The following is a 10,885-nucleotide window of genomic DNA, read 5'->3' on the forward strand; positions in this document are numbered from 1 at the left end:
TCAATTTCAAAACTCACATTGTTAAGCGCATAAACAAACCTGTCTTTTCTGGCAAAAAAGCCAGATTCAAGCGAAAATTTTTTTGTCAGATTTTTTACTTCGAGAATATTGTCTTTTTTTTCTGAAATTTTTTCATTCATTCTGGCTTTTCTCCATCCTCCGAAACAACATAACACTCGTTTTCTGGAATTTTACACTGCTCTTTTGCAAACGGACATCGAGGAGCAAACGGACAGCCGGGCTCAGGTTTTGCAGGATCAGACACACGTCCCGGAATTGAAGAAAGTTTTTTCTCAGAATAATGCATTCCAAAATGCGGAGTCGAAGCAAGCAGCGCTTTTGTATAAGGATGCTTTGGCGAATTAAAAATTGTCCGGCTTTTTCCCATTTCCATGATTTTTCCGCCGTACATTACAATCATTCTGTGGCTTAGCCGGGCAACAAGTTCAATATTGTGGCTTATAAAAATAATTGAAAGTCCGCGGTTTTTATTCAAGGTGCGCAAAAGTTCCTCGATTTGAGCCTGAATCGTAACATCAAGAGCTGTCGTTGGTTCGTCCGCAATCAAAAGTTCGCAGTTTTGAGCAAGAGCAAGGGCAATTCCAATACGTTGAAGCTGTCCGCCGGAAAATTGATGCGGAAAATTTTTCAAGCGATTTTTTGCATCTGTAATTCCAGTTTCTTCAAGAAGCGAGCAGGCTTTTTCATCAGATTCTTCTTTCGTAATTTTTGGTTCAAGATTTTTTAGAGTTTCAAAAAAGACCGAGCCGATATTTTGCAGAGGATCAAAGGCCCGCGAGCTTTCCTGAAAAATCATTCCGATTTTTTGTCCGCGGATAAACCGCATCTGGGAATTTTTCAAAGTTGAAAGATCGATAAATCCGTCCGAAAAACCGTCTGTTTTTTTGGGAGTTTTTTCAAAAATTTTGCGGCAAAGCTCTTCATCATTTCTGCAATTAAAATAAATATGTCCAAAAACCCTGGCATTTAAAGGCAAAAGCCCCGTAATTGCAGTTGTAGAAACCGATTTTCCAGAACCAGATTCGCCTACAATTCCCAAAATTTCGCCTTTTTTTACGTCAAACGAAACTCCGCGCACAGACTGAACATTCACTTTTTGCTTTCCTCGCTGAATTAAAAATTCAACCCGAAGATTCCGCACGCTGAGCAGATTTTTTTCATCGCCCTTAAAAAATTCATTTTTTTGTCCGTTTTCTTTCGATTTTTCTGAACGAATTTTTCTTCTTTTGAAAACAACGCTGTACGGATCAAAATAATCTCGTAGCGCATCTCCAAAAAAATTGAATGCGAGAGTTACGCCCAAGAGTAAAAAAACAGGAATCAAAAGCCACGGAAAATTTTTAAGATTCGACAAGGTTGAAACTTCGCGGTTTATCATCGAGCCCCAGCTTACAGCAGGATCTGCAATTCCAAGACCAAGATAAGAAAGAGTTGTTTCGCTCATAATAAAACCTGGAATTGAAAGAGTTGTGCTTACAATCAAAAGGCTAGAAATTTGAGGAATTATGTACTTAAAAATAATTATTAGCGAAGGGATTTTTTCAAGCTGAGCGTTCTGAACAAATTCTTCACGTTTTATCGAATGAACCATTCCTCGAAGAGTACGCGCGCTGCCTGGCCAGCCGACAAGGCTCAAAATCAAAGTGATTATCATATAACTCTGGCCAGAATCCATGCTTTCGTTTAAAAGCGAGCGCAAAAACAAAATCAAATAAAGGCTCGGAATAAGCATAAAAAATTCCGAAAAGCGCATCACCGTCCAGTCGACAATTCCTCCAAAAAATCCTGCAAAACCGCCAAATACAATCGCCAGAAAAAGGCTTATTGCGCTCGCAACAAACCCGATTGTTAGCGAAATCCGGCTTCCATAAACAATCCGGCTGAACATGTCGCGTCCAAGATTGTCTGCTCCAAGCAAAAAAACAGGATAAGTTTCGCCGGTCAATTCATCAGCCTGAGTTCCAAAAAGGTGGCGTTCTGTCGGAAAAATTCCCAAAAGACGATATTTTTCGCCTTTTACAAAAAAGTGAATTTTGTAATTTATTCCCTTTACCTTTGCGTACTGCCACGAAGATGGATTTAAAACGCGGAATTCGCGTGCGACAAGACCTTTTTTTGAAAATTCAACATTTGCAGGATGAAAAGTTCCTTCTTCAAAACTTTTTGAAGGTGAATAAGGAGCAATAAATTCCGCAAAAATCATAAAAAGATACAAAATCAAAATAAAAATCACAGAAACAAGGGCAAGAGGGCGGATTTTTATGTAATCAAAAAATTTTTTCATCATTCTTTTCCATAACGGATTCTAGGATCAACGACAGCAAGCAAAATATCGCTTATTACCATTCCGACCAAAACAAGAGCCGAAATAAACATGCTGTTTGCCAAGACCAAATTTACGTCCTGCTGCATGACAGCCTCATACATAAGACGGCCGATTCCAGGATAAGAAAAAATAATTTCGAGAACGAGAGAACCGGAAAAAAGTCCGGCAAGAAGATTTGCGCTTCCGGTTATGTAAGGATTAAGAGTATTTCTAAAAGCATGTGAAAGATAAACACGTCTCTCAGGAATTCCACGGGCACGGATTGCCATAATGTAAGGAAGCCCCATTTGATCGAGCATTGTCGAGCGGATTGTACGCATAGTTCCGCCAACTCCGCCTAGAAACGAAGCCAGAAGCGGCAAAAAAATATGATGAACATAGCTGAAAACAAATTTTCCAGGAGCGTCAGAAAAAGGAAAGTCTGGATAGGCAGTTACAGGAAAGAGCGAAGTTGCCGATGCAAAAAGCTGAAACAAAATCAAAAGAAGGATTCCAGGAAAAGCGTGAAAAAACAACGCAAAAAAAGTCGCCGCAACGTCCGTTTTAGTTCCTGCCTTGCTCGAAAAATAAACTCCTAGCAAAAACGAAAAAATCGTAATAAAGACAAGCGAAACCAAATTCAACGTAATCGAATTTACAATTCTGCTTTTTATCAAAAAACTCACCGGAGCACGGCTTATGAGGCTTACTCCAAGGTCATGATTTACAATAACGCGTTTTAGCCACTTAAAATATTGAATTGTAAACGGCTGATCCAGCCCCATTTCCGAGCGCAAAATCGCCATCTGCTCTTCATTAAAAACTTTGTTATTTGCAGTGCTTGCTCCGCCAGTTCCGGAACTCTGGCTCATAATCTGCTGTTGCATCATCTGATCGACAATATCTCCTGGAGCAAGCGCCATTAACGCAAAGAGCGCCCAGCCAAGCAAAAAAAGAATTACGAGCATTGTAACCAGACGCGTTAAAATAAAAGAACCAAGCGGAAATTTTGCTTTTAAGGAATATGCAGCTTCAAAAAAAACTTTTAATTTTTTCACAAAAATCTCCCGCAAAAACTCACTCTATTTAGAATGAGATTCGATATAAAGTTTTTCTGCAGGCTTAAGCTGCTCGCAAATAATCTTTTCGATTTTTTCTGGAAGCTCAGCCTGCTGTTCGCGCGAGAGATCCGCAGTCGAAATCGGATCATGCACTGTTATATAAATCGTATTTCCGCGGCTTATCGTTTTTTTTTCTTCAAAAACCTTATATGAGCCTTCAATTGTCAAAGGCACAATCGGCGACTGCGACAAAAAGGCAAGTTTAAAACTTCCTGCCTTAAATTCATGATGCAGACCGCCTTTTGAACGAGTTCCTTCCGGAAAAATCACCTGCGAATATCCTTTTTTTACATTTTCCGCAGCATCGCGAATAGCCTTGACCGAAGCGCGTGGACTTTTTCTGTCCATCAAAGTACAGTGCAAAAAGCGCATCCAGTCTTTTATCAGCGGAATTGAACCAATTTCTTTTTTTGAAACAAACGAAATAAATTTTGGAACATAGCCATAAATCGAAGGAATATCCATATATCCCTGATGATTCGCAACAAAAACCACAGCAGAATCTTTAGGAAGTTTTTCAAGTCCATTTACGACAACCTTGGTTCCTGTAACTTCACAAACAAAACGCGCCCACTGCGGCACAATATCCGCCAGAATCGCATCCATTTCTGCGATTTTTCCCTGCTTTTCGAGTTTTAAACACTGATGCCGAAGTTTTTCCCTCTTAAACATCCAGGCAAAAATTTTTATAATCGTAATCAAAATTTTAAACATATGTGAATCCCCTTAAAATGCAAAAAAAAATAAAAACAAAATCAGTATATCTGTAAAAATCCGTTTCGTCATTATTTTGACAATCAGTTCTGCCAATCATCTCAAAAAAATATGAGTAGTTTCTGCACCGCCAACATTGTCAAAATAAACATTTCTCAAATCCCAGCGGTTATTCAACGCATAAAACGAACGTCCGCGCACAAGATAAATTACAGGACACTGCTCAAGAATAAGTTTCTGATATTCGTCCCAATACGGCTTTGCTTTTTTTTCATCAACAATACAAGACGCTTCGTTATAAAGCCAGTCAATTCGTTTTTCCCAGTCAGTTGCAGGAGTTTTTTGAAGCGGATACCACATATGAAGGTTTCCGCCGCTAAGCCAGACATTCGAGCCTTGAGTCGGAAAGATTGTTCCGCCACTCAAACCAATAATCAGGCTCTGCCAGTCGTAAGTTGACGTAAGTTGCTCGACAAGACGCTGAAAATCCGTCTGACGCACATTCACCTCAATACCTTCCTTTTTGCACTCATCTACAATTATTTGCGCAATATCCGACAAAGTGTTGCTTGAAGAAACAATCGTCAAATCAAATTCAACTTTATTTCCGTTCTGGTCATACAAAAAACCGTCGTCTTTCTTTTTAAAGCCGGAAGTTTCCAAAAGTTTTTGCGCATGAGCGTGACTAAATCTATATTGAAGAAAAATTTCTTCGTTATAAAATTTATTTGCCGCTGGAAAGAATGAATATTTGGGCTCGGCAAGCCCTCGGTAAGTTTGACTTATAATCCGTTCACGATTTAAAAGACAGCTCATTGCCTGCCGGAATTCTTTTTTTGTAAACCATTCATAGTATTTTTTGTCAGAATTCTGGGGGTTCTGGTTAAAAGTCCAAAATGCAGCGTCAAGATTTCCTGCGCTCGAAAAAACAGAATATCCGTTTTCGCCAAAATTGTCCGCTCCATTTACAAGATTTTCAAGCTGCTCAGGAGTTGGCGCGTATTCTTCAATTTTTCCCTGCTTAAACAAAAGATAAGAAGTATTGTTGTCCGCTACAATCTGACAGATTTTTTTGTCTGGATAAACAATCGGCTTGCCTTCGGCATCTTTTTCCCAATAATCAGGATTTTTTTCATATACAATTCTCTGTCCAGGAGTGTATTGTGTTAAAAAATACTTTCCGCATGAAGGAATTTTTTTCGGATCTTCCGCCACGCTAAAAATCTGCCTTAGAGCAGAAACTCCGCCGCTGTCCTTTGCCTTTTTGTAAATAAATGCGGGACCAAAACTCATATTTGTTGCCAAAATTGGCTCCGCCACAATTCTCGGAAAATGAAAAACAAATTTTCGTGAATCAATTTTTTCAATTGTAATTTCTTTTTCGCTTCCGTCTGGCATAGCCATAAAACGCGAATTGTACGCCGACGAAGCGCATTCTTCATCACCGTAAATTTCATCGTACCAAAAAACAACATCATCGCTGGTAATTTTTACTTTTTGCTGCGAATCGCCGTAGAAACTCCAGTAAATGTCATCACGCAAAGTGTAAATTACATCGAGAGTTCCATTCTTTTCGTCAGTAGAAATTTCAAAATCCGCAAGCCTGGCCTGCCATTCACGTTTTACATAATTGTAATCGACAAGGCTGTCCGTAAGATAACTTAAAATTCCGGAAGTTGCGGCATCGCGTTCTGCGATCAAAAGATTAAAACTTTTTGGGTCGGCAGAAATTGTTCCATTCCAAACTCCGCCATTCTTTCCAATTTCCCATCCTTCATCTTTAAAAGGCTTATTAATTGTTTTTGAGAGAATTCCGTCGGAAGCACTTGAGCGAAAGGCATCTATTTCTTCAAGCGTCATTTCAGGATATTTTTTGCAGCCGGAAAAAAGCGAAGAAAAACAGAAAATCGAAAATAAAAAAAATTCTGCGCAACTTTTCATAACGAGAAAATTGTACTGGGAAGATTTGAAAATTGCAATTTTTCAAAACCGCAAAAAATTGTAAAAAATTGCAATGAATTGAAAATAAACGCAAAAAACGCAATAATGTTCTATATTTTTCACAAACAAATTCATTCAATAAATCTCAATCAAACCAAGGGAACCGCCAGCTTTTTATTTTTGGAGATGCCCCCTCAAGCCATTGACTTTTATTCACGGAGAAAAAAATGTACAAACCAGAGCTGATTTACTCTCTAAAAGGCTACTCACTCAAAAAATTCTCGCAGGATTTTATTGCAGGAATCATCGTTGGAATCGTAGCGCTCCCTCTTTCAATCGCTTTTGCAATTGCTTCAGGATGCAGTCCGGAAACTGGACTTTATACGGCAATCATTGCAGGTTTTTGTATTGCAGCGTTTGGCGGAACAAAAGTTCAAATTGGAGGTCCGACAGGCGCATTCACCGTAATCATCTATGCAATTGTAAACAATCCGCAGCTTGGATTTTCAGGACTCGCAACTGCGACAGTTTTGGCAGGAATTCTTCTTATTCTTCTCGGAGCATTAAAACTCGGCGGACTTGTAAAATTTATTCCATATACGATTGTTGTCGGTTTCACAGCAGGAATTGCAGTCACAATCGCAACAGGTCAAATAGGCGACTTTCTTGGACTTTCTCCGGAATTTCCAATGACAGTTTTGGGAAACGAATACACAAAAATGCCTGGAACCTTTTCTGGAAAAATTCTTGTTTACGCTTCTTCGATCAGCACAATAAATTGGTATTCATTTATTATGGCTGTCTTAAGTCTTGCAGCAATATTCTTGTGGCCGAAAGTTACAAAAAAAGTTCCTGGAAGTTTAATCGTAATTATTCTAGCAACTGTAATTCACATTTTTCTGAACAAAAAATTCGGTTTACAGACAGTTTTAATCGGCGACAGATATAAAATTCCTTCAGGACTTCCATCTCCAAAACTTCCAGCCCTCGACTTACTAACAATAAAAACCGTTTTTCCTACGGCAATTTCGATCGCAGTGCTGGCAGCGATTGAGTCTCTTCTTTCTGCAGTTGTTGCAGACGGAATGATTGGCTCAAAGCACGACTCAAACAACGAACTTATCGGCCAGGGAATAGCAAATATTTTAAGTCCTCTTTTTGGCGGTCTTCCAGCTACAGGAGCAATTGCCCGGACAGCAACAAACATCAACAACGGCGGACGAACTCCAGTCGCAGGAATAGTTCATGCAGTCGTTCTTCTTTTGATTATGGTTTGCTTTGGACAATATGTTGAATATATTCCTATGGCGGCACTTGCGGCAGTTTTAATGCAAGTAGCGTGGAATATGGCAGGAATTCCGGCGATTCGTTCGCTCATAAAAGGTCAAAAATCAGACATTACAGTCCTTGCAGTAACTTTCCTTCTTACAGTTTTTGTCGACCTTACTTATGCAATCGGTGTTGGACTTATGTTTGCGGCATTCTTCTTTATCAAAAAGATGATTGATTTGTCAGAAGTGCAGTCAGGAAGCCGCACTGTTGTCGTTGGAATAAAAGGAAACGGAAGCGAGGAACATATTGAGCTTCCAAAAAGCGTAATGGTTTACGAAATTGACGGACCTTTGTTTTTCGGAACAGTACGAAAATTTGAATTTGCAATGGAAAGAGCCGGGGCAGACGTCAAAGCGATTATTTTTAGAATGAGAAATACGCTCTATCTCGACGCCGGAGGAATTCGTGCTCTTACACAGGCAAAAGCTGCCTGCGACAGAAAGGGAATTCAGATAATCCTCTCAGGAATTCACACACAGCCTTACATGCTCTGCGAAAAAACCGGCATGGCAGACAAAATCGGCCGTGAAAATATTTTTGACAATATTGAAGCCGCATTAAACCGCGCAAAAGAAGTTACAGAAAAAAAGTAAAATTTATCTCTAAAGAAATACATTTTTTTTGAAGTTTCAAAAACAGGTAGAAAAAATGACAAAAGCTGAAAAAAATACTGAAAACCAGAACAAAAATTCAAATTCGGAAAAAATCGAAAATTCATTTGAATACAGACTTGCAAAAGAACAGACTCTCGTTTATATCTGGCGCTCAGTCATGCAAGAATACATTTACAAAAATCAGGACATGCAAAAATTTTATGAACAGACAAAAGAAATTGCGCCTGCACGTTCGGATTTTTTTGTAAACTGGTTAAAGGCTTTTGTCGCAACAGCAGAACTCGACTTTAACGCTGCCGCAGAATTTTACAAAAACGCATTCGATTCAGTTTCTCAGGCAGAAGAATACACAGGCAGATTTGTCCAGCAGGCATTTACCTTTTTTATGTACACGGAAAATAAAAAACAGGCTCTGAAAGTCTGGGAATACGGTGTTTCAAAAAAAATGGTCGCTCCTTTGGACGAAACTTTCTTCAAAAATTTCAATGAAAAAGAGCAGTTTTGGACTCAGTTTGCGCCAAAAATGTTCAAAAACGAAAAACTGGCAGAAGAAAAAGCAATTGCCGACTACAAGCCAAATACGAAAGACAAACTTTTGTCAGCAATTCAAAATCCTGACTTTAAAAAGTTCAAAATAGCGGCAAAAAACGAAGATTTGAACACCCGCCTTATAAAAGGAATCTCTCCTCTCTATTTTGCAATCCAGACAAAATCAACAATAAAAGGCGGAAGCAGTTCTTATGCAAAAGGAATGGCAGATTTCCGAACAAACCAGCTGCTTTCAAGTTTTGACCTAAGCCGTGCAAGCAAGGAACGTCTTGAAGAAGCATTTTTGACTGTAAGCCACAGCATGAAGCAAACTTACATAGAATCAGGACTTGGAAAAATCATGTTCTACGCATATTATTGCCACGACGAAGAAATTGAATCAAAACTGAACGAGTTGAACAAAATAATTGACTTTATAATCGCCTCAACAAAAAATCCAGATGAATTCAAAATCAATTCTGGCGCAAAAATGTCAAACACCGCGCTTTACCTCGCCGCCGAAACCGATGATGCAGAAACTGCAAAAATGTTAATTCAAAAAGGCGCTGCCACAAACAAGGCAAATGGACGTGCAGATTTTTCATTTACAAAAAAAGACGGAACAAAAGTTCAGACTTCAATTCCAAACACATTCATTTACAGGCTTATAAGTTTTCACAGCTGGAATACGCTCGAAATGTTTTTGACAGATTTTCCAGAAATTGCAAAACCGCAGATGACAGAAAAAACAGAAACTTCGAACGTAACTCCACTTGTTTTTTTAATTTTGACTTTAGTTTACGGTTCAAAAAACGAAAAAGTTTTCGACCAAAATAAAAAAATTACGGACAGTCTTCTCCCTCTTTTTCAAAAATGCGGAGCAAAACTCGAACAGAATACGGCATTTGGAACAGCAAAAGAACTTCTGGGGCTTTAATAAAGATGAAAAGTCTGGAGAGAAGATTTATTCGGCAAAAAAACTTGCCTTTAAGTAACTTTCATCATTATATTTTATTTTAGAGTTAAAGTTAAATAAGGTAAAATAATGCAAAATATAACTAAGGAAGAAATAAAGCTTCCCGAAATAATAGAAAAAACTCTGTCAAATCCGGAAGATGTTTACAAAATCGCAATTCAGTTTCAGCAGATAATGATGATTTACGAAAGCGCAACCAAACAGCTTGAAACTAAACTTGACATTCTAAATAAAGAAAATAAAGTTACTGGCCGCAGAAATCCAATCGAAACTGTAAAAACGCGAATCAAAAGTCCACAGAGCATAGCTGGCAAACTCGAAAAAAAACATCTGCCGTTCAACTTTGAATCAATGACGAAAAATCTCAACGACATTGCAGGAATTAGAGTAATCTGCCCTTATATTTCCGACATATACAAAGTCCGCGACATTCTTTTAAAACAGCCGGACATAAGTTTAATTGAAGAAAAAGATTACATAAAAGCTCCAAAAGAAAGCGGCTACAGAAGCCTTCATCTTGTTGTTGAAGTTCCAGTTTATCTTTCGGATACAACCCACAAAGTAAAAGTCGAAATCCAACTCCGAACAATTGCAATGGATTTTTGGGCAAGTCTTGAACATGAACTGCACTACAAAACCTCGACAAAAGTCCCGGAAAGCGTGCGCAGAGAACTATTCCGCGTTGCAGAAACAATTGCCATGACAGACCGAGAGATGGAAGAAATCGCCATAGAATTACAACAAATGGATTAAGGCTACAATCGGGACTCTGTAAAAAGACAATTATTTTTTTCCAATCACTGATTCGACAAGTTCTTCTAAATTTCTGTCGAGAATGTAATCTGTTTTTTCAGGTTCGCCTTCTATGTGGAAAGTTCCGTCTTCACTTTCAACAATCACTTTTGAGCTTATCGAAGTTAAGTCGGTAATATTGTTTTTTGCCTGTGCAAATCCAGCAAACACAAACGGATGTGTCGCTTCCTGATTAGAAAGAGTTTCTAAAGTTTCCAGTTCTTCAGCTTCTTCCCGTTCATCTACCTTTTCAAATTCTGGCAAATTTTTAGACTCTTCTGATGTTTTTAAAAAGTCAGTCTTTTCCTGCTGTTCTACAATTTCATCTTCTGGCATTTGCATTTTTTGTTCTTTTTCGTTGTTATCCTCGTCTTCGTCCAAAAATGAAAAGTCTATTTTTTCAACTTTAAAATCTTCTGCAACCTCAAAGTCTTCATCAGAATCCACAATTTTTGGTTTTGGACTGCCAAAATTCAATTTCTCCCCGTCAGCAAATTGAATTTCAGTGTCGTCCTCATTTTCGATTTCATCAACCGGCTCA

At 38.6% G+C, this 10,885-nt stretch carries 8 protein-coding genes; 3 read left to right on the top strand and 5 right to left on the bottom strand.

Annotation, left to right across the window (positions count from 1 at the left end):
- Nucleotides 1-136 precede the first annotated feature (136 nt).
- The 4 genes from B4N75_RS04880 to B4N75_RS04895 all read right to left on the bottom strand — a co-directional run bounded on the left by B4N75_RS04880 (nt 137) and on the right by B4N75_RS04895 (nt 6,021).
- A complete protein-coding gene (locus tag B4N75_RS04880) occupies nt 137-2,305 on the bottom strand; it encodes a dipeptide/oligopeptide/nickel ABC transporter permease/ATP-binding protein (RefSeq protein WP_296706724.1) in 2,169 nt (722 codons plus the stop codon).
- Nucleotides 2,305-3,384, bottom strand: a complete 1,080-nt coding sequence (locus B4N75_RS04885) for an ABC transporter permease (RefSeq protein ID WP_296666764.1) — start codon at nt 3,382-3,384, stop codon at nt 2,305-2,307. Before B4N75_RS04885 ends, B4N75_RS04880 begins: the two co-directional genes overlap by 1 nt.
- A 24-nt stretch (nt 3,385-3,408) precedes the next feature.
- Nucleotides 3,409-4,161 carry a lysophospholipid acyltransferase family protein gene (locus B4N75_RS04890; RefSeq protein ID WP_296666761.1) on the bottom strand — a complete coding sequence of 251 codons (753 nt, stop codon included), beginning with the start codon at nt 4,159-4,161 and terminating at the stop codon, nt 3,409-3,411.
- Nucleotides 4,162-4,257: 96 nt separating this feature from the next.
- Nucleotides 4,258-6,021 (bottom strand): ABC transporter substrate-binding protein, encoded by a 1,764-nt coding sequence (locus tag B4N75_RS04895; RefSeq protein WP_296666758.1) that lies wholly within the window; start codon nt 6,019-6,021, stop codon nt 4,258-4,260.
- 308 nt (nt 6,022-6,329) lie between these two features.
- Between B4N75_RS04895 and B4N75_RS04900 the strand changes: the two genes are divergently transcribed.
- From B4N75_RS04900 to B4N75_RS04910, 3 genes are all read left to right on the top strand, one after another.
- Nucleotides 6,330-8,027 (top strand): SulP family inorganic anion transporter, encoded by a 1,698-nt coding sequence (locus B4N75_RS04900; RefSeq protein WP_296666756.1) that lies wholly within the window; start codon nt 6,330-6,332, stop codon nt 8,025-8,027.
- Nucleotides 8,028-8,082: 55 nt separating this feature from the next.
- The gene (locus B4N75_RS04905) at nt 8,083-9,513 is read left to right on the top strand and encodes an ankyrin repeat domain-containing protein (protein WP_296706719.1); all 1,431 of its coding nucleotides are present in this window, start codon (nt 8,083-8,085) and stop codon (nt 9,511-9,513) included.
- Between the two features lie 108 nt (nt 9,514-9,621).
- Nucleotides 9,622-10,305, top strand: coding sequence for a GTP pyrophosphokinase (locus B4N75_RS04910; protein ID WP_296666753.1), 684 nt, complete (start codon nt 9,622-9,624; stop codon nt 10,303-10,305).
- Between the two features lie 30 nt (nt 10,306-10,335).
- On the opposite strand, the gene B4N75_RS04915 is transcribed toward B4N75_RS04910, so the two are convergent.
- Nucleotides 10,336-10,885, bottom strand: a 550-nt coding sequence (locus B4N75_RS04915; RefSeq protein WP_296706722.1) for a hypothetical protein, incomplete at its 5' end; no start/stop codon positions are given.

The sequence above is a fragment of the Treponema sp. UBA7570 genome (assembly GCA_002477955.1).
Taxonomy (GTDB): domain Bacteria; phylum Spirochaetota; class Spirochaetia; order Treponematales; family Treponemataceae; genus Treponema_D.